19 protein-coding genes are annotated in these 18,135 nt (G+C 68.0%); 1 reads left to right on the plus strand and 18 read right to left on the minus strand.

What is annotated here, in order from left to right; translation table 11 throughout:
* The first annotated feature begins 186 nt into the window (after nucleotides 1-186).
* The gene (gene rutR / locus CDN99_RS11225; RefSeq protein ID WP_088384944.1) at nucleotides 187-897 is read left to right on the plus strand and encodes an HTH-type transcriptional regulator RutR; all 711 of its coding nucleotides are present in this window, start codon (nucleotides 187-189) and stop codon (nucleotides 895-897) included.
* 14 nt (nucleotides 898-911) lie between these two features.
* Here the strand turns inward: rutR and rutF are convergent, their stop codons facing one another.
* The 18 genes from rutF to CDN99_RS11315 form a co-directional block, all read right to left on the minus strand.
* Nucleotides 912-1,466, minus strand: coding sequence for an NADH-dependent FMN reductase RutF (gene rutF, locus CDN99_RS11230; RefSeq protein ID WP_088384945.1), 555 nt, complete (start codon nucleotides 1,464-1,466; stop codon nucleotides 912-914).
* A gap of 38 nt (nucleotides 1,467-1,504) precedes the next feature.
* Entirely contained in the window at nucleotides 1,505-2,095 is a 591-nt protein-coding gene (locus tag CDN99_RS11235) for a malonic semialdehyde reductase (protein ID WP_088384946.1), read from the minus strand.
* Nucleotides 2,096-2,102: 7 nt separating this feature from the next.
* Entirely contained in the window at nucleotides 2,103-2,912 is an 810-nt protein-coding gene (rutD, locus tag CDN99_RS11240; protein WP_088384947.1) for a pyrimidine utilization protein D, read from the minus strand.
* 17 nt (nucleotides 2,913-2,929) lie between these two features.
* A complete protein-coding gene (gene rutC / locus CDN99_RS11245) occupies nucleotides 2,930-3,316 on the minus strand; it encodes a pyrimidine utilization protein C (RefSeq protein WP_088384948.1) in 387 nt (128 codons plus the stop codon).
* A gap of 80 nt (nucleotides 3,317-3,396) precedes the next feature.
* Complete coding sequence (gene rutB, locus CDN99_RS11250) at nucleotides 3,397-4,173, minus strand: pyrimidine utilization protein B (RefSeq protein ID WP_088384949.1); 777 nt, start codon at nucleotides 4,171-4,173, stop codon at nucleotides 3,397-3,399.
* Nucleotides 4,174-4,183: 10 nt separating this feature from the next.
* Complete coding sequence (gene rutA, locus CDN99_RS11255; protein ID WP_088384950.1) at nucleotides 4,184-5,308, minus strand: pyrimidine utilization protein A; 1,125 nt, start codon at nucleotides 5,306-5,308, stop codon at nucleotides 4,184-4,186.
* Nucleotides 5,309-5,840: 532 nt separating this feature from the next.
* The gene (locus CDN99_RS11260) at nucleotides 5,841-7,019 is read right to left on the minus strand and encodes an ABC transporter substrate-binding protein (protein WP_088384951.1); all 1,179 of its coding nucleotides are present in this window, start codon (nucleotides 7,017-7,019) and stop codon (nucleotides 5,841-5,843) included.
* 106 nt (nucleotides 7,020-7,125) lie between these two features.
* Nucleotides 7,126-8,448, minus strand: a complete 1,323-nt coding sequence (locus tag CDN99_RS11265) for a TRZ/ATZ family hydrolase (RefSeq protein WP_088384952.1) — start codon at nucleotides 8,446-8,448, stop codon at nucleotides 7,126-7,128.
* Nucleotides 8,449-8,551: 103 nt separating this feature from the next.
* Nucleotides 8,552-9,553, minus strand: a complete 1,002-nt coding sequence (locus tag CDN99_RS11270) for a nucleoside hydrolase (protein ID WP_088384953.1) — start codon at nucleotides 9,551-9,553, stop codon at nucleotides 8,552-8,554.
* 28 nt (nucleotides 9,554-9,581) lie between these two features.
* The gene (locus CDN99_RS11275) at nucleotides 9,582-10,595 is read right to left on the minus strand and encodes a ribokinase (protein ID WP_088384954.1); all 1,014 of its coding nucleotides are present in this window, start codon (nucleotides 10,593-10,595) and stop codon (nucleotides 9,582-9,584) included.
* Between the two features lie 26 nt (nucleotides 10,596-10,621).
* Nucleotides 10,622-11,635 carry a LacI family DNA-binding transcriptional regulator gene (locus CDN99_RS11280; protein WP_088384955.1) on the minus strand — a complete coding sequence of 338 codons (1,014 nt, stop codon included), beginning with the start codon at nucleotides 11,633-11,635 and terminating at the stop codon, nucleotides 10,622-10,624.
* 242 nt (nucleotides 11,636-11,877) lie between these two features.
* Nucleotides 11,878-13,188 (minus strand): citrate synthase, encoded by a 1,311-nt coding sequence (gene gltA / locus CDN99_RS11285; RefSeq protein ID WP_088384956.1) that lies wholly within the window; start codon nucleotides 13,186-13,188, stop codon nucleotides 11,878-11,880.
* A 31-nt stretch (nucleotides 13,189-13,219) separates the two neighbouring features.
* A complete protein-coding gene (locus tag CDN99_RS11290) occupies nucleotides 13,220-13,501 on the minus strand; it encodes an FAD assembly factor SdhE (RefSeq protein ID WP_088384957.1) in 282 nt (93 codons plus the stop codon).
* A gap of 34 nt (nucleotides 13,502-13,535) precedes the next feature.
* Nucleotides 13,536-14,240, minus strand: a complete 705-nt coding sequence (locus CDN99_RS11295; protein ID WP_088384958.1) for a succinate dehydrogenase iron-sulfur subunit — start codon at nucleotides 14,238-14,240, stop codon at nucleotides 13,536-13,538.
* 19 nt (nucleotides 14,241-14,259) lie between these two features.
* A complete protein-coding gene (gene sdhA, locus CDN99_RS11300; RefSeq protein WP_088384959.1) occupies nucleotides 14,260-16,065 on the minus strand; it encodes a succinate dehydrogenase flavoprotein subunit in 1,806 nt (601 codons plus the stop codon).
* A gap of 3 nt (nucleotides 16,066-16,068) precedes the next feature.
* Complete coding sequence (sdhD, locus tag CDN99_RS11305) at nucleotides 16,069-16,431, minus strand: succinate dehydrogenase, hydrophobic membrane anchor protein (RefSeq protein WP_088384960.1); 363 nt, start codon at nucleotides 16,429-16,431, stop codon at nucleotides 16,069-16,071.
* Between the two features lie 55 nt (nucleotides 16,432-16,486).
* Nucleotides 16,487-16,927 (minus strand): succinate dehydrogenase, cytochrome b556 subunit, encoded by a 441-nt coding sequence (gene sdhC / locus CDN99_RS11310; protein WP_088384961.1) that lies wholly within the window; start codon nucleotides 16,925-16,927, stop codon nucleotides 16,487-16,489.
* A gap of 126 nt (nucleotides 16,928-17,053) precedes the next feature.
* Complete coding sequence (locus CDN99_RS11315; protein ID WP_088384962.1) at nucleotides 17,054-17,836, minus strand: GntR family transcriptional regulator; 783 nt, start codon at nucleotides 17,834-17,836, stop codon at nucleotides 17,054-17,056.
* Between the last annotated feature and the right edge of the window lie 299 nt (nucleotides 17,837-18,135).

Below are 18,135 nucleotides of genomic sequence, written 5' to 3' on the forward strand. Positions count from 1 at the left end.
CGCCGCGCGCGCCGCGGCGGTGAGCCCGACATTCTAGCCAGTGACGCCGGGCGCACCGGGTTTACCCGGCGCGGCCGTGCGCCCGGTCGCCCGGGCGCCCGCGACGCGGCCGATCGACGGACGGGCTCGATAAGATGAGGGGCTTGCCTCGGGGCGTCCGGGCGCCGTTTCGAGGATTCGCGGGGAATGGAAAAAGATGCGGAGCACAAGCCCGTCAGGAAAACGGCGCGGGTCGCGGCCAAGGCGCTGCCCGACACCGTCGCGCGACGCCAGCGGTTGATCGGGGAGAAGCGCCAGGTCATCCTCGACGCCGCGCTCAGGCTGTTCTCGCAGGCCGGCTTGCATGGCGTCAGCGTCGAGGAAATCGCCAAGCTCGCGGACGTCTCCAAGACCAACCTGCTGTACTACTTCGCCAACAAGGACGACCTGTACGTCGCGGTGCTCAGGGACATCCTGGCGGTGTGGCTGGAGCCGCTGCGCTCGTTCTCCGCCGAGCAGGACCCGCGGGTGGCCATCTCCGGCTACATCCGCCAGAAGATGCAGGCCTCCCGCGACAACCCGGAAGCGTCCAGGCTGTTCTGCCTGGAGCTTGTCCGCGGCGCGCCGCTGCTGGGTCCGGACATCAAGAAGGGCCTCAAGGCGCTGGTGGCGCAGAAGACCGAGGTCATCCTCCAGTGGCGGGCCGCGGGGCAGTTCTCCGCCGACGTGGACCCGGCACATTTCCTGTTCGCGCTCTGGTCCACCACGCAGCAGTACGCCGACTTCGCGTTCCAGGTCCAGGCGCTCACCGGCAAGACGCTCAAGGACCGGCAGTTCTTCGAGCAGTCGGTGGCCAACGTGGAGCGCATCATCCTGGACGGCGTGCTGGCGCGCACCGGGGACCAGCGTCCCGGCTGAGCGCCGCGGGCCGGTCAGTGCGCGGCGTCGAGCTCGTGGTACTTCCGGCCGAAGTACATCAGGCCGTGCGCCGCCTCGCCCAGGATGACGGCCTGGACCGCGCAGAACAGGACGTCGTGCGTGCCCACCGACGTGCAGCCCACCACCCGGCAGTCGAAGGCCACCGGCGCGCCGGTCAGCACGGGCGCGCCGGTGTGGCCCGACGCCCACTGCGCGGCGGCGAAGCGGTCCACCATCGGCGTCTTGCCGCCGAACAGGTTGGACAGGTCCTGGTGGCCCGCGCCGAGCGCGTTGACGCACAACACGCCGTTCGCCTTGACGGCGTCGTAGACGGACGCGTTCCGGTTGAGGCAGACCAGCAGCATGGGCGGCTCGTCGGTGACGCTGCAGACGGCGGAGGCCGTGAAGCCGGCCCTGCCCGCCGCCCCATCGGTGGTGACGATGTTCACCGCGGCCCCCAGCCGCGACATCGCCTGCCGGAAGTCGGCCTTGGACAACGCGGGATCGGCGCCAGGCGAGTCCGCGGGGAGCTGGGAGGCCGCTGCGGCGGCGATGACTTGCGGGTGCATGGGCGGGGCTCCTTTTGAGACCGTCGGACTTCAGACCTTCAGACCAGTTGACAGGCGTGCTCGAAGGCCAGCCGCGGGAGCCGGCCCCGCAGCTTGGCGTGATCGCCGTGCCCCAGGTTGATGAGTAGATTGGCCGTCCAGGTGCTGCCCTCGAAGAAGGCGGCATCCACCCGGGCCCGGTCGAAGCCGGACATCGGCCCCGCGTCGAGGCCCAACGCCCGCGCGGCCACGATCAGGTAGGCGGCTTGCAGCGTGGCGTTGCGGAACGCGGTCTCGTGCGCGAGCTCCGGGCTGGACGTGAACCAGCCGCGGGCGTCGACATGCGGGAAGAGCGCCGGCAACTGGTCGTGGAAGGCCGTGTCCCAGGCCGCGATCACGGTCACGGGCGCTGTCATGGTCTTTTCAAGATTGCCCTTGGAGAGCGCGGGGGCGAGCCGCGCCTTGCCTTCGGGCGTGCGCACGAAGGTGAACCGCGCCGGCGAGCAATTGGCGGAAGTCGGCCCCAGCCGGACCAGCTCGTAGAGCCGCATCAGCACGGCATCGTCGAGCGGCTCCGCCAGCCAGCCGTTGTGGCTGCGGGCCTCGGTGAAGAGCTGGCCCAGCGACTGGGCATCGAGGACGTCGGACATGGGCGTGCTACCGGTCAAGGTGATCGAGGCGATCAAGACGATCGAGGAAGGCGAGCAGGCCGCGATTGAAGGCCTGCGGCGCGGTGACGTTGTGGGCGTGGCCGCCATGCGGCATGCAGGCCAGCGTCGCGTGCGGCAGGCCCCGGGCCAGCAGGCTGGACTGGGTCCAGGGGACCAGGATGTCGTCCTGCGCGGCCATGACCAGGACGGGGCAGCCCACCTGGTGCAGGCGCGCCGCGACGTCGAAGGCCCGCAGCGCGCCGATGCGCGCATGCATGTTGGCCGCGCCGGGGAAGTGGGCGATGGCGTGCGCCACTTCTTCGTCGACCAGATCGGCATTCGCCAGCGCCCAGGCCGCGGGGTACAGAAACAGCGGCTGCGCGGCGACATAGGCCGCCGGGCCGCGGGCGTCCAGCAGCGCCAGGCGCGCGTCGAAGCAACGCGCCGTGTGCGGATTGGGCGCGGCCCAGGCGTTGATCAGCGTCAGGCTGCCGATGCGATCGGGGTGATCGAGGGCCAGTTGCAGGCCCACCAGCCCACCCAGCGCGTGCCCGACGAGATGGCAGGTCCGCGTGTCCGAGTCATCGAGGATGTGTTCCACGTCCTGCGCCATGTCCGCGATGGCGTAGTCCCCCGGCAGCTCGGCGGGACTGCGCCCGGTGCCGCGCTGGTCGTAGACGATGACGCGGCGGCCGGCGGCCACCAGCACGTCCAACTGGTGCTTCCAATAGGTGGCCGAGCCGCCCAGGCCCGAGGACAGCAGCACGCTCGGCCCGTCGGCTCGCGCGGGTCCGTGGACTTCGTAGTGAAGGGACATGGGTGCTCCCGGCCGCTTCACTGGCCCAGGTGCGCGATCGAGGCGATCTCGACCAACGCCTCGGGCTTCACCAGGCCGCACTGGATGCAATACCGCGCGGGTTTCACGCCGGGGAAGAACTCGGCGTAGACGGCGTTGACCTTCGCGTAGTCCGCCCAGTCCTTGATCATGATGGCGTTGAAGGTCACGTCCTCCATCGAGCCGCCGGCGGTTTCGATCACGCCGCGGATGATCTCCAGCACGTGCCGGGTCTGGGCGGCGGCGTCGCCGACGTGGACCACGTTGTTGTCCTTGTCGAAGGGCAGCGTGCCCGAGACATACAGGATGCCGTCGGCCAGCGTGCCGGGCACGAAGGGAGCGATCGGCGTGCCGGTACCGGCGGGAATGATGGCTTGCTTGGGCATGGGAACTCCGGGTCCGTGGCAGGTCAGGCGATCAGCGATCAGCGATCAGCGATCAGCGATCAGCGATCAGCGATCAGCGATCAGCGATCAGCGATTGGCGATTGGCGATTGGCGATGGGGGCGAGGCTGTGGCGGAAGGCGTCCACCGCGGAGACCCATCCGAAGAAGGTCTCGACGTTGTAGGTGGAGGCTTGCTGGATGGCGGGGCCGCCGAGTTCATGCGTGGCGTCTTCGAGCAGCACGCAGAAGTATTCGAGGTGGAACGCGTCGCGCAGGGTGGACTCGACGCACACGTTGGTGGCGATGCCGGTGAACACCAGGCTGCGGATGCCGCGCGCGCGCAGCGTGCTGTCCAATGCGCTGTTGAAGAAGCCGCTGTAGCGGGTCTTGGGCACAAGGATGTCGCCGTCCCTGGGCTGGAGGGCATCGACCAGCGCGTAGTCCCAACCGCCCTTGGCCAGGAACTTGCCGGCGAACTCGGGCTTCTTGCGCATCGTCTTGAGCGCGTTGGACTTGTACCAGTTGGGCGAGCCGGGGCCGCCGGCCTCGACGTACTGGTCGTCCCAGCCGTTCTGCAGGAAGACCACCAGCACGCCGGCCGCGCGGGCGGCCTCGACGGTCCTGGCGATATTGCCGATGACGCCCTGGGCGCCGGAGATATCGAAGCCGGCCGAATCGACGTAGCCGCCGACGGAGGCATAGGCGTTCTGCATGTCGACCACGATGAGCGCCGTCTGTCCGGGCTGGAAGGCCACGGGCTCGGGCCGTGCCTGCATCACGAGCGGCGCGGGCGCTCCGGGCGCCTGCGCGGGGCCGACGGGCACGTCGGAGGTGATGGTGACGTGTTGGAGGGTCATCGCCGTCTCCTCAGGCTACGCGGGCCACGCGCGCGGCCTGCGAGGCGACCTGCGAGGGCACAGGCGAATCGGCGTCGACGCGGCAGCGCATCAGCGGCTGAATGCGTTCGCCGAAGAGCTTCACGCCGTCCACGAAGTGATCGAAGGTCAGCAGCACGCCTTCGGTGCCTTCGACCTCCGCCACCTCGTCCAGCATCCGGGCGATGGAGGCATAGGAGCCGACCAGCGTGCCCATGTTGATATTGACCGCGGAGGTCGGGTCGGCCATCTGGCGGACATTCGTATCGGTGCCCGACTGCTTGTCGGCGGCGCCCTGCTCGCCGAGCCAGGCGATGGCTTCCTGGTCGGCGCCGGCCTTGTAGTGATCCCACTTGGCGCGGGCGGCCTCGTCGGTCTCGTCGGCGATGACCATCATGAGCACGTAGGTGCTGACCTGGCGGCCAGTCTGCCGGGTGGCCTCGATCAGCTTCTGCGCTGACGGCGCGAACGCCTGGGGCGTGTTCACGCCCTTACCGAAGCAGAAGTTGTAGTCCGCGTACTTGGCGGAGAACGCCATGCCTGCGTCGCTGGAGCCTGCGCAGATGACCTTCACGTCGGCCTGCGGTCTGGGGCTGAGGCGGCAATCGTCCATCTTGAAGAACTCGCCCTTCAGATCGGACCTGCCCGTCTGCCAGAGGTCGCGCAGCACCTGCACGTACTCGGAGAGGTAGTGGTAGCGGGTGCTGAAGAACTGATCGCCGGGCCACATGCCCATCTGCGAGTACTCGGGGCGTTGCCAGCCGGTGACCAGATTCACGCCGAAGCGGCCGTTGGAGATGCTGTCGATCGTCGACGCCATGCGGGCGACGATGGCCGGGGGCATGACCAGCGAGGCGGCGGTGGCGAACAGCTTGATCTTCGTCGTCACCGCGGCCAGGCCGGCCATGAGAGTGAAGGACTCCAGGTTGTGATCCCAGAACTCCGTTTTCCCTCCGAAGCCGCGCAGCTTGATCATCGACAGGATGAAGTCGAGGCCGTACTGCTCCGCGGTCAGCGCGATTTCCTTATTGAGCGCGAAGGTCGGCTTGTACTGCGGCGCGTTCTCCGAGATGAGCCAACCGTTGTTGCCGATGGGGATGAAGACGCCGACTTTCATGGAGGCTCCGATGGGGGATGAAGAGCCCTTCCATTTGCACAAGCCGTGCCACTCAAATAAAAGCAATAAAAAACAACGACATAAAGCAGACCAACCAGTCAAACATGGACCAATCAGTCTACTTTCGTGTGCACCGACGCGGCACGACGGTGCATGGCTGGCACCAACGTCGTGCTGACCGGAAGGGTCCCGAGGATCGGAGGGGAGGAGGCGCAGGTGAAGCGACCGGAGCGGCCGAAGCGCCGAAGCACTGGCGCGGCTGGAACTGCTGGTTGGCTCGGTGGGCGCGTCCCGCGGATGCGGGCAAGCCTTCGCAGCGAGGGGATGGGACGTCAGCGAGTGGTGGGGGTTCCAGTAGCAGTGCTGGACGAGTCTCGGAGCGCAGTGACGAGCGACGGACCGGATGTCAGCGAGCAAGCTCGCCGGGAGTCAGCGCTTCTTTTGCTTCCTTTTCTGGGCGCGACCAGAAAAGGGAGTCGCCCGCCGGGGCGAAATCCCGGCGGGCTACCCCACAGGCGAAAAGCCCGAGGAATCACCGCAAGAATCGCCCCCTCGGATCGATGATGGCGATATCAGCGTAGCTAGTCCCGGTGTGATCGGTCGGACTGAAGCCGAGCTCCATGCCGCCCAGGTCGTAGCGGCTCATGCCATTGAGCGCCTTGAGGATGGACGCCCGCGACGGGTCCTTCCCTGCGCGCTTGAGCCCTTCGACGAGGACTTTGGCGCTCGCGAAGCCTTCCATCATGGCTGGGGTGACCTGCCCGCCCGACTCGGCGGGTTTTGCCTTGACGAGGTCGGCGAGTTCCCGCACCAACGGGATATTCATGGACCGTTCACTGGGGAAGACTTGGGAGACGATGATCCCCGCCGCGTTCTGTCCCAGCAGTTGGACGAAGCCATTGGACGCGTTATTGGAGAGCGTGGCCCCCAGGATGCGGGACCCAGCCGCCCGGAGCGCGTTGATGGTGTCCGAGGTGATCTGCTGAGAAGCGACCAGCAGCACGACCTGAGGGTCGATGGCCACGAGCTGCTTGACCATGCCGGGGACGTCGGGCTTTTCCCGGTCGTAGGTGAAGTGGGCGACCGGTTTCATTTTCCGGTCCTCGAAGCCTCGCATGGCTCCTGCCACGCCATCGGCGCCGAAGGTATCGTTGACCTGGACCAGGGCGATGCGCGTGTTGCCCATTTCGAGCAGCAGCTGGACGGCGCGCTCCGCCTCGCGCTGGTAGGTGGCGCGGACGTTGAAGACGTAGGGGTTGACGGGTTTGTGGAGCAGCATCGCACCGGTCGATGGCGCCACGAGCGGGATCTGCGCCTTCTCCAGGAGCGGCATCACCGCCTGCGTATGCGGCGTTCCCCGCGTGAGGAAGAGTGCGACGGCGCCCTTGTCGATCAACGTCTGCGCATTGGCCGCTGCCCGCTTGGGATCGAAGCCATCGTCCATCGACACCAGGTCGATTTTCTGGCCGTTGACGCCGCCGCTGGCGTTGACGTGGTCGATGTAGAGCCTGGCGCCGAGGGTGAGTTCCTTGACGCTGGCCGCGACCTGGCCGGTGAAGCCGGCGGTCTGGCCGACGAGGATGTCGGCGCGCGCGGCGGAGGTGAAACCGCCGAGCGCGAGTGCCGCGATGGCGGTGGCGGCGCCGAGGCGCTGGCCGATGCCGCGCGTGAGGCGGCGGGTGAAGCGGCGGCTCCAGGAAGGCTTGTTCATGGTGTTGTCCCGCCAGCGTGGGCAGTCCGCCGGCTCTGTCCCCTCGAAGCCGGCGGACAGGGTGACGCCGGCGCCTGGTCGCCGATCACCCCGCGTTCAGGGGGGATCAGCGCCCGGCGCGCATCTTAGCCACGATGTCTTGCACGCGGCCCAGGAGACCGTTGGTATCGATCGACAGAACGTGACGGTTTTTCAGCAACTGGCGGCCGCCGACCCAGACGTCCGTGACATGTTCACGGCCGGCGACATAAACCAGCTGCGCATCGGCGTGATAGACCGGCTGGCATTCGATCGAGTCGAGCGCCACCGCCACCACGTCGGCCAGCTTGCCGGCCTCCAGGGTGCCGAGGTCGCTGGCGCGGCCCATGGCCTTGGCGGCGCGCACGGTGGCCATCTCCAGCGCGGTGCGGGCGGTGACGGTCAGCGGATCGCCGGTCACGCCCTTGGCGAGCAGCGCGGCGGCGCGGATCTCGCTGAACATGTCCTGGCGGTTGTTGGACGCGGCGCCGTCGGTGCCCAGGATGGTGTTGACGCCGGCCGCTTCCAGCGCCTTGACCGGGGCGACGCCCGAGGCCAGCTTCAGGTTGGAGCTCGGGTTGTGGACCAGGTGCACGCCCTGGCGCGCGATCAGGTCGATCTCGTCCGGGTCCAGGTGGACCATGTGGACGGCGATCATCTTGGCGTTCAGCAGGCCGAGCTTGTTCAGGCGGGCCAGCGGACGCTCGCCGTATTGCTTGAGGCTGCCGTCGATCTCGTCCTGCGTCTCGTGGATGTGGCAGTGCATCTGCAGGTCGTACTTCTCGGCCAGCTCGCGCAGCTGGACGAAGGTCTCGTCGGAGACCGTGTACGGCGCGTGCGGCGCGCTGGTCCAGTCGAGCAGCGACTCGCCCTTGAACTGCTCATAGGCGGCCAGGCCCTTGGCGATGTAGTCCTGCGCGTTGGCGGCGTAGCCGGTGGGGAAGTCGATGACGTTGATCGACACGCCCGCCCGGATGCCGCTGTCCACCGCGGCGCGCGCCATGGCGGTGGGGAAGAAGTACATGTCGTTGAGGTAGGTCACCCCGCCGCGGATCGCCTCGGCGGCGGACAGCAGCGAGCCCTGGTAGGTCCAGTCCTCGCTGACCCATTGGCGCTCCAGCGGCCAGATGTGGTTGTTGAGCCAGTCCATCAGCGCCAGGTCGTCGGCCACGCCGCGCAGCAGCGACATCGCCGAGTGCGTGTGGGCGTTGATCAGGCCGGGGATCAGCACGTGGTGGGGCAGCTCGACGCGCTCCGCGGTGGCGTAGCGCCGCAGCGCTTCCTCGCGCGGCAGCACGGCGGCGATGCGGTCGCCCTCGATGGCCAGCGCGTGCTGCTCCAGCACGGGGCTGTCCGGGGTCATGGTGATCAGCCAACGGGGCAGCAGCAGCTTCACGGCTTGGGTCGACATGCGGTTCTCCTTGGGACGCTCGGGACGCGCGCGGGGCGCGGCGTCGTGTCTTGAAATTCTGGGGCCGGGCGGCGCGGCGCAGCCCGGGGGGATCATCGCCGGATCAGAAGATCTCGTCGAACAACGCCAGCACGCGGGCCGCGTCCACCTCGACGCAGACCTGCTGCGCCGGGTGGCCGCTCCACGGCGTCTGGCTGCCGTGCTCGCCGCGCCAGTCCTGGATGGTCTGGCCGGTGGCGATGCCCTCCAGCACCACCCGCACCGGCCCGGCGCGCAGCGTGAAGGCGTCCGGCACCAGCAGGATCGCCGCCGCGCTGGCGTCGTGCGCGTAGATGCCGCCGATGCCGTCGCGCGCGTCGTAGAACTGCTGGTAGTGGCGCGTGGCCAGCCACAGCAGGTCGCCGGCGCCCTGCCCGCGCCCGCGCAGCTTGGCGAGCTCGGACTCGCGCATGATCGCCTCCTGCGTCACGTCCAGGCCGACGATGGTGACGGGCCAGGGGGCGGTGAAGACCTGGTCCGCGGCCTCGGGGTCGGCCATGATGTTGGCCTCCGCCACCGGCGTCACGTTGCCGGCATGGCCGCGCAAGCCGAAAGCGCCGCCCATCACGACCACCTGCTTGACCTTCGCGGCGATCGTCGGATCGCGGCGCAGCGCCAGCGCGAGGTTGGTGAACGGGCCGACGGCGACCAGCGTGATCTCGCCCGGCCGCTCGTTGACCAGGTCGCAGATCAGTTGGTCGGACGGACGCGCATCGAGCGGCCGCGTCGGCGCGGGCAGGCTGGCGCTCAGTCCGCCGAGGCCGTCATCGCCGTGCACATGCGCGGCATCGGCGCGGCGGCGCTCATCGCGCAGCGGGCCGGGCGCGCCGGCGGCGACGGGGATGTCCCGGCCGAAGAGCGCCGTCAGGCCGCGCGCGTTGCGCGTCGTGATGTCCACTGGGCCGTTGCCGAACACCGCAGTCACCGCCAGCAGCTCGAAGCGCGGATGGCAGGCCAGCAGGGCGAGCGCCAGCGCGTCGTCGATGCCCGGGTCGGTGTCGAAGATGACGGGGATGCGGGAGGTGGCGGCGGAGGTGGGGGTGGGGGTGGGCTTCGTGCTGTCCATGGGAAAACTGCTCCAGACGGCTCCAGGGTCAGGCGTTGCCGGCGGCGCCGAGGGCGGCCGCGGTCAGCGCGGGAAGATCGGGCAGGTCCGGCAGTTCCGATCGATGCGGCATCGCCTGCTGCACGCCGGACCGGCTCACCGACAGCGCCGCGGCGGACTGCCCCAGCGCGACGGCGCGCGCCGGCGCCAGTCCCTCGGCCAGGCCGACGGCCAGACCGCCCACCAGCGTATCGCCCGCGCCGACGGTGTCCACCGCGTCGACACGCGATGCGCACAGATGCAGTCCCTCGGGATGCGCTTCGCCCAGCAGCCACGCGCCGGCGCCGCCGAGCGTCACCAGCACGTGACGCGGCCCCAGCGTGCGCAGGTGCGCGGCGGCGGCACGGGCGATGGTGATCTCGTCGGCGTCGCCGGGCAGTTCCACCGTACTGGCGAGCTGCAACGCCTCGGTCTCGTTGACGACCAGCCAGTCGCTCAGCGCCAGCAGCGCGGCGGGCAGCGCCTGCGCGGGCGCGGCGTTCAGCACCGTGACGACGCCGGCCTGGCGGGCGATCTCGAAGGCGCGCTGGATCGCCGGCACCGGCACCTCCAGCTGGCCGACGACGACCCGGGCCTGCCGCAACAGCGCGGCGCCCTGCTCCACGTCCTGCGTGTCCAGGTCGGCATTGCTGCCGGGCACGACGACGATGGCGTTCTCGCCGCCCTCGCTGGCCACCATGATAACGGCCACGCCGGGCCAGGTCTGGTCGTCGCGCCGGATCGCCTGGGTGTGGACGCGCTCGGCCTCCAGCGCCTTCAGCAGGTCCTGCCCGTGCTGGCGCATGCCGACGCGGCCGATCAGCGCCACCTCCGCGCCCAGCCGCGACGCGGCCACCGCCTGGTTGCCGCCCTTGCCGCCGGGCGTGCCCGCGAAGGCGTCGCCGATCAGCGTCTCGCCCGGCGCCGGCAGGCGCGCGGCGTGGGCCACCAGGTCCATGTTGACGCTGCCCACCACCACCACGGTGGCGGGCGCGCCGGTGCCCGATCCAGCGGATGCCGCCATCGCGGCCGCCGTTGTTGTTGTTCTCATCATTGCTCCGGAGACAGCGGCGCCGCGGTGCTCTCGCGCAGCACGACGTGCGGCACGAGTTGCAGGTCCTTGAAGGGCGCCTGGGGATTCTCGATGCGCTCGATCAACGCGCGGCCGGCTTCGCGGCCGAGCTCCCGGATCGAGCAGCCCACGCTGGTCAGCGCGGGGTAGACGTAGCTGCCGAGCTCGATCGCATCGAAGCCCACGACCGACAGCTGGCGCGGCACGGTCAGGCCGAGCTCCGCCGCGGCGCGCAGCGCGCCCATGCCCATCAAGTCGTTGCAGGTGAAGACGGCGGTCAGCTCGGGCTGCCGACGCAGCAGCGCCTTGACGGCCTCGTAGCCGCCGGCGGTGCTGAAGTCGCTCTCGGCCAGCCACTCGGGCCGGGGCGCGATGCCGCGCTGCTGCAGGGCGTTGCGCCAACCGGTGACGCGCTCGGTCGTGACCTCGAATTCGGCCGGTCCGCTGACGCAGCCGATGCGGCGATGACCCAGCTCCAGCAGGTGCCGCACGACCTCGAAGGCGCCCAGCTGGTTGTTGACGCTGACGCGGTCGGCGCGCGCGCCGGGCACCAGCCGGTCCACCGTCACGACCGGCACGCTGGCGTGGCGGAAGGTGGTGGCGAGGGCCTCGGTGTCGCCGGCCGAGCTCAGCAGCAGGCCGTCGATGCGCTTCTCCAGCAGCGTCCGCAAGTAGGACTGCTGGTGCTTGGGGTCGTTGTCCGAGTTGCACAGGAAGACCGAGAAACCGGCCTGCCGGCACCACTCCTCCACCCCCACGACCAGTTCCGCGAAGAACGGGTTGCGCACGTTGGGCACCAGCACGCCGACGATCTTGGTCTCGCTGCGCCGCAGCGAGCGGGCCACCGCGCTGGGCAGGTAGCCGATCTCGTCGACGGCCGCCAGCACGCGCGCGCGCGCCTCGGCGCTGACCGGTCGCGTGTTGTTCAACACATGCGACACCGTGGTGAAGGACACCCCCGCCAGCGCGGCCACATCCTTGATGGTGCTCATTGGTAGCTTCGGACTCTGTCGATCGGTAGGTCACCCGGATCGCTGACGATCCGGAAACGGGCCACGATGGCCGGAAATGGCAATTGCAAACGTTTGCAAAGCATAGCGCATCGTTGATCCTTTCGATCTCGATGCGCAGCGAAAAAGCCCCTGGCCGGGGGGCTCAGGGGCTTTTGTTCGGGGCTCGCCGCTCGCGGCGCCGGGTTCGGAACGGACCCGGCGCGGGCGTGCCGCCCGGCGGATCAGCGCTGGCCGATCGGCTTGACGTCACGCGCGGTGGCGCCGACGAACAGCTGACGCGGACGGCCGATCTTGTACTCGGGGTCGCCGATCATCTCGTTCAGCTGCGCGATCCAGCCGACCGTGCGGGCCAGCGCGAAGATCGCGGTGAACAGCGGCACCGGGATGCCGATGGCGCGCTGCACGATGCCGGAGTAGAAGTCGACGTTCGGGTACAGCTTGCGGGCGACGAAGTATTCGTCTTCCAGCGCGATCTTCTCCAGCTCCATCGCCAGCTTGAACAGCGGGTCGTCGTGCAGGCCCAGCTCGGTCAGCACTTCGTGGCAGGTCTCGCGCATCAGCTTGGCGCGCGGGTCGTAGTTCTTGTAGACACGGTGACCGAAGCCCATCAGCTTGACGCCGCTGTTCTTGTCCTTCACCTGCTTGATGAACTCGCCGATCTTGGCGACGCCGCCCTGCTTCTGGATGTCGCCCAGCATGTTCAGCGCGGCTTCGTTCGCGCCGCCGTGCGCCGGACCCCACAGGCAGGCCACGCCGGCCGCGATCGCGGCGAACGGGTTCGTGCCCGACGAGCCGCACAGGCGGACCGTCGAAGTGGACGCGTTCTGCTCGTGGTCGGCATGCAGCGTGAAGATGCGGTCCATCGCGCGGACCAGCACGTCGTTGGGCTTGTACTCCTCGCACGGCGTGGCGAACATCATGCGCATGAAGTTGCCGGCGTACGAGAGGTCGTTCTTCGGGTACACGTAGGGCTGGCCGATCGTGTACTTGTAGGCCATCGCCACCAGCGTCGGCATCTTCGCGATCAGGCGGATCGCGGCGATCTCGCGATGCTCGGGGTTATTGATGTCGGTGCTGTCGTGATAGAAGGCCGACAGCGCGCCCACCAGGCCCGTCATCACGGCCATCGGATGCGCGTCGCGACGGAAGCCGCGCAGGAAGAACTGCATCTGCTCGTTGACCATCGTGTGATGGGTCACGCGGTTGACGAACTCTTCCTTCTGCGCCGGGTTGGGCAGCTCCCCGTACAGCAGCAGGTAGCAGGTCTCCAGGTAGTCGCAGTTCACCGCCAGTTGCTCGATCGGGTAGCCGCGGTACAGCAGCTCGCCCTTGTCGCCGTCGATGTAGGTGATGGTCGAGTTGCACGAGGCGGTCGACAGGAAGCCCGGGTCGTAGGTGAACTTGCCCGTCTGGCCGTACAGCTTGCGGATATCGATCACGTCCGGACCGATCGTGCCCTTGTAGAGCGGCAGATCGATCTGGGGGCTGCCATCGGAGAACGACAGAGTGGCTTTGACGTCAGACGGGGTCATGGGCATTCCTTATGACTTCGGGGGATTCTTGTTACTGGGGAGTCCGCAGCAGCGCCAGCACCGCATGCACGTCGGGCCGGTCCAGATCGTCCGCCGGCTCCTTGCGGGCCAGCATCAGATCGAGCAGGTCGTTGTCGGACAGGTCCATCAACTGCCTGAGGCCCTCGGCATGGAACACGGTCAGATGGCTTTCATGCCGCCGGAAGAACCGCTCGATGAAAAGATCATTCTCCAACAGGCCCCGGCGGCAGCGCCACTTGAGCTTGGAGAGATCCCTCTCGGAAACGAGGGTGTTGTCGGCGACGGCTGTCATGCGCGTGATCCAGATGCGAAGAGGCGTGCGGGCCTCAGACGGTGCGACGCACCATCAGTTCCTTGATCTTGCCGATCGCCTTCGTCGGGTTGAGACCCTTGGGGCAGACATCGACGCAGTTCATGATGGTGTGGCAGCGGAACAGGCGGTACGGATCCTCGAGGTTGTCGAGGCGTTCCGCCGTGCCCTGGTCGCGGCTGTCGGCGATGAAGCGGTAGGCCTGCAGCAGGCCGGCGGGGCCGACGAACTTGTCGGGGTTCCACCAGAAGCTGGGGCAGCTGGTCGAGCAGCTCGCGCACAGGATGCACTCGTACAGGCCGTTGAGCTCCTCGCGCTCCTCGGGCGACTGCAGGCGCTCCTTTTCGGGCGGCGGCTCGTCGTTGACCAGGAAGGGCTTGATCGAGTTGTACTGCTTGAAGAACTGCGTCATGTCCACGATCAGGTCGCGGACGACGGGCAGGCCCGGCAGCGGCTTGAGGACGATGACGTCCGGCAGCGAGCGCAGGTTGGTCAGGCAGGCCAGGCCGTTCTTGCCGTTGATGTTCATCGCGTCCGAGCCGCACACGCCTTCGCGGCAGGAGCGGCGGAACGACAGCGTCGGGTCGACCGCCTTGAGCTTGAGCAGGGCGTCGAGCAGCATGCGCTCGTTGCCGGCCAGCTCCAGCTCGATGGTCTGCATGTACGGCTTGGCGTCCTTGTCCGGGTCGTAGCGGTAGATCTTGAAGGTGCGCTTGATCATGTGATTGCTCCTGCGTCGCTCAGAAGGTACGGACCTTCGGCGGCACGCTGTCGACGGTCAGCGGCTTGAGGTTGACCGGCTTGTAGGACAAGCTGTTCGTGGCGCTGTGCCACAGCGTGTGCTTCATCCACTCCTTGTCGTTGCGACCCAGCGGGAACTCGGCATCGTCGGCGCCGCGCTCGTAGTCGTTGACGGTGTGGGCGCCGCGGCATTCCCTGCGGGCGGCCGCGGACACGATCGTGGCCTGCGCGGCCTCGATCAGGTTGTCCACTTCCAGGGCCTCGACACGCGCGGTGTTGAAGACCTTGGACTTGTCTTTCAGGGTGATGTTCTTGACGCGCTCGCGCAGCTCGGCGATCTTGACCACGCCTTCGTCCAGCATCGCCTGGGTGCGGAACACGCCGGCGTGCTCCTGCATGGCGCTGCGCAGGTCGTTGGCGACGTCCTGGGCGTACTCGCCGGAGTTCGACGACTCCAGGCGGTTCAGGCGCGCCAGCGTCTGGTCGGCGGCGTCCTTGGGCAGCGGCTTGTGCGACATGCCAGCCTTGTGCGCGTCGACGATGTGGTTGCCGGCCGCGCGGCCGAAGACCACCAGGTCCAGCAGCGAGTTGGTGCCCAGGCGGTTGGCGCCGTGGACCGACACGCAGGAGCATTCGCCCACCGCGTACAGGCCGTTGACGATGCTCTTGTGATCGTCGCCCTTGGGCACGACGACCTGACCGTGGATGTTGGTCGGGATGCCGCCCATCTGGTAATGGATGGTCGGCACGACCGGGATCGGTTCCTTCGTGATGTCGACGTTGGCGAAGTTGTGGCCGATCTCGAACACCGACGGCAGGCGCTTCAGGATCGCGTCGCCGCCCAGGTGGGTCATGTCCAGCACGACGTAGTCCTTGTTGGGACCGCAGCCGCGACCTTCCTTGATCTCCTGGTCCATGCAGCGCGAGACGAAGTCGCGCGGCGCCAGGTCCTTCAGCGTCGGGGCGTAGCGCTCCATGAAGCGCTCGCCGTTGGCGTTGCGCAGGATCGCGCCCTCGCCGCGGCAGCCTTCGGTCAGCAGCACGCCCGCGCCGGCCACGCCGGTCGGGTGGAACTGCCAGAACTCCATGTCCTGCAGCGGGATGTCGGCGCGCGCCGCCATGCCCAGGCCGTCGCCGGTGTTGATGAAGGCGTTGGTCGACGCCGCGAAGATGCGGCCGGCGCCGCCGGTGGCCAGCAGCACGGTCTTGGCTTCGAGGATGTGGACCTCGCCCGTCTCCATTTCCAGCGCGGTCACGCCGACCACGTCGCCGTCGGCGTCGCGGATCAGGTCCAGCGCCATCCACTCGACGAAGAAGTTGGTGCGGGCCTTGACGTTCTGCTGGTACAGCGTGTGCAGCAGCGCGTGACCGGTGCGGTCGGCGGCGGCGCAGGCGCGCTGGACGGGCTTCTCGCCGTAGTTGGCGGTGTGGCCGCCGAAGGGGCGCTGATAGATCGTGCCATCGGCGTTGCGGTCGAACGGCATGCCGAAGTGTTCGAGCTCGTAGACGGCCTTGGGCGCTTCACGACACATGAACTCGATGGCGTCCTGGTCACCCAGCCAGTCCGAGCCCTTCACGGTGTCGTAGAAGTGGTAATGCCAGTTGTCTTCCGACATGTTGCCCAGGCTGGCGCCGATGCCGCCCTGGGCGGCCACGGTGTGCGAGCGGGTGGGAAAAACCTTGGACAGGACGGCGACGTTCAGCCCGGCGAGCGACAGTTGCAGCGATGCGCGCATGCCCGAGCCACCGGCTCCGACGATCACGACATCGAATTTGCGCTTGGGCAGCGAGGTTCCGATTTGCATTTCTTACAGCCTCCAGAGCACTTGGATCGCCCAACCCGCGCAACCCACCAACCACACCAGCGTGAACACGTGCAGCGCCAGCCGCACGCCCACCGGCTTGACGTAATCCATCCAGATGTCCCGCACGCCGACCCAGGCGTGATACGCCAGGGACAGGATCAGCGCGAAGGTCAGGAACTTCATCCATTGCTTGCTGAAGATGCCTGCCCACAGGTCGTAGCCGATCGGCTGGCTGGTGAACAGCACTTGCGCGAGCAGCACGAGGGTGAACAGCGCCATCAGCAGCGCGGTGGCGCGCTGGGCCATCCAGTCGCGCAAGCCGTAATGCGCACCGCTGACAATGCGCTTGCTTCCGTAGGTTGTCATTTTTGATTTGCCTCTTCGGTCAATCTCGGTCAATCGTTGAATCGGGCAACGCCGATCAATACAGGCCGAACAGCTTGGCGCCGAGCGCGACGGTCAGCACCACGCCCAGCACCAGCGTCACGATCGCGCTGCTGTGGCCTTGCGCCTTGCTGACGCTGTGCGTCGCGTCCATCCACAGGTGGCGGACACCGGCGATGAAGTGGTGGAGGTAGCCCCAGATCAGGGCCAGCGCGACCAGCTTGATGAACCAGCCCGGCAGGAAGCCGATGCCGGACACAAAGGCCGAGGTGAAGGTCTCGTAGGAGATTTCCGACGTGAGGCTGGTGTCGAACATCCAGATCACGAACGGCAGCAGCAGGAACATCAGCAGGCCGCTGATGCGATGCAGGATCGAGACGATGCCGGCCGGAGGCAGGCGGTACGACACGATCTGCGTCACATGGATGTTGGTGTAGACCGGTCGTTTCTTCGTGGTGGCTTGGGTGGCGTCCGTCATGTCCGACCTTGTAATCAGTGTGAAACCCGAAGATTTTATTGCAACGCAACACCTCTGAAGGGTGTGCTGGGCGCATGTCGTCGTTTGGCCGTGCCTTGAAAACGTCAGCGCCGCAACGCGAAAGAATCAATTCAGGTCGTTGCGATAAAAGTGGTGGGAAGTGTTGTAGAGACCGCGGCGCAACTCCACCGGCTTGTCGCCGTAGGTGAAGGCGAGCCGCTCCACGCTCAGCAGCGGACTGCCGGGCGTCACCTGCAGCAGCGCGGCGGAGTCTTCCTCCGCCGCGACCGCCCGGATCTTTTCCTGCGCGCGGATCATGTGCACGCCGAATTCGGTTTCGAGCAGACCGTAGAACGGGCCGCGATGCTCCAGCAGCCGCTCCGTCGTCAGGCCCTTGAACATCGCGCCGGGCAGCCAGATGTCGTCCAGCACGACCGGATGGCCGGCGCTGTGCAGCAGGCGGCGGATCTCGATCACCGGATCGCCGGCGCGCAAGTGCATCAGCCTGGCGATCCAGGCCGGCGCGCGCTGGCGGCGGCAGTCGAGCAACTGCCGGCCCAGCGTCGCCGACGCATCGCCGTCGGGCGTCAGCCGCAGGAAGCGGTACTGCTGCTGTTGCTCCGCATGGGTGGCGACGAAGGTGCCCTTGCCCTGGCGGCGGACCAGCAGATTGTCGGCGGCCAGCTCATCAACGGCCTTGCGCACCGTGCCCTGGCTGACGCCGAAGCGGGCGGCCAGGTCCATCTCGCTGGGGATGGTCTCGCCGGCCTTCCATTCGCCCGCCTGCAGCCCCTTCAGGATCAGCCCCTTGATCTGGCGGTACAGCGGACTGAACGCCGGCGCGGCCTCCGCGCGCGCCAGCTCATTGAGCGGCGTGACGGGATGGACCGGGACGGCGGGGGGCGACATGGGGCGGCATTCGAGCACAAACGCGGCGGCACCGTCCATCGTCCCCGCGGGAGTCCGACCGGATTAGTCTTATATAAGACACAAGAGTGTCGCGCGAGTGCCGCACCCGGGCGGCCCGCACGCCTCGCCACCCCGCGCGATCCAGGGAGGCGGCACGCACCGGTGGGCGAAGAAGACCCTTCCAGGCTCACCCGGACGGTTCGGCTGACCTACACTCGCGGACGCTGGCGCCGGGCTCGGACCGCGCCTCCCGGACTCGAGCAGCCGCCGCGTCGACACGACGCGGCATTCACGGCCCT

This window comes from Roseateles aquatilis (genome assembly GCF_002205645.1).
GTDB lineage: Bacteria > Pseudomonadota > Gammaproteobacteria > Burkholderiales > Burkholderiaceae_C > Roseateles > Roseateles aquatilis.